Here is a 763-nt window from a genome sequence, read left to right as displayed (position 1 = left end):
GCCGAAATGCACATCGGTTGAAACTCATCTAGCTCCAGAAAGGTGATTCTTCTTACGGGTATAAGAACCTTTGCCTTTCTTATTCTTTTCAACACGTTTTCTGAACAGAGGATCGTGGAGCAATGCCTGAATAGCATTGTCATTGATTTTACCTTTGGTATGCTTATACATTATTACTCCAGAATTGGCCACGGCGTGAGGGAGTCGAACCCCCTGACACATAATCTTTTGGACTGATTATGCCGCTCCTTTGCCCGCCGGGATTTTATCAGAACAGATTTTTGTGAATCTTAACCATCGCTTTGGTGACGGAAGACACACCATTGGTATTCAGACCCGGACGATGAATATCATTCGGGAACAGTACCATGAACTCACCAGTCTTCAGTGGATACAGGACACCATTAGGCACTGATGAATACCAAACCATATCACTGTCAGGGGTCAAGTCTTCATCGACAACTTCACCATTACCAGCACGAGCAAAACCGATGCTTTCTTCACCACTGATAATATACTGAAGATCGATATATTCTTTGTGGGATTCAGAACGTTTCTCGTGTACGTCAACGGTATCATACTGTTGGTAAAGACAGAACATAGCTCCATCATCTTTGCCAATCGGATAACGACCCGGTTCCAGTTTGGAGAAGTCAGTTTCCTTAATCCAGTTAAGGGCAGCCAATACTGGATATGGAAGTTGACCTCTGTCGCTAGCGAAGTCTTTATTGTCCCAGAAAATCATTTAAATTTGGCCCAGCCA

Annotated in this window: 2 protein-coding genes; both read right to left on the bottom strand. The window is 43.6% G+C overall.

The features are described 5' to 3' along the window. Window positions 1-24 precede the first annotated feature (24 nt). Entirely contained in the window at window positions 25-192 is a 168-nt protein-coding gene (locus tag N1032_RS24990; protein WP_310795990.1) for an alternative ribosome-rescue factor A, read from the bottom strand. Between the two features lie 76 nt (window positions 193-268). Then, window positions 269-745: a YhcH/YjgK/YiaL family protein gene (locus tag N1032_RS24985; protein WP_259543256.1), complete on the bottom strand. Its 477-nt coding sequence runs from the start codon at window positions 743-745 to the stop codon at window positions 269-271. Window positions 746-763 lie beyond the last annotated feature (18 nt).

This window comes from Herbiconiux daphne, from assembly GCF_024979295.1.
Taxonomy (GTDB): domain Bacteria; phylum Actinomycetota; class Actinomycetes; order Actinomycetales; family Microbacteriaceae; genus Herbiconiux; species Herbiconiux daphnes.
The sequence above is the reverse complement of the archived record's forward strand: the minus strand, read 5'-3'. Positions and strand labels throughout refer to the sequence as shown.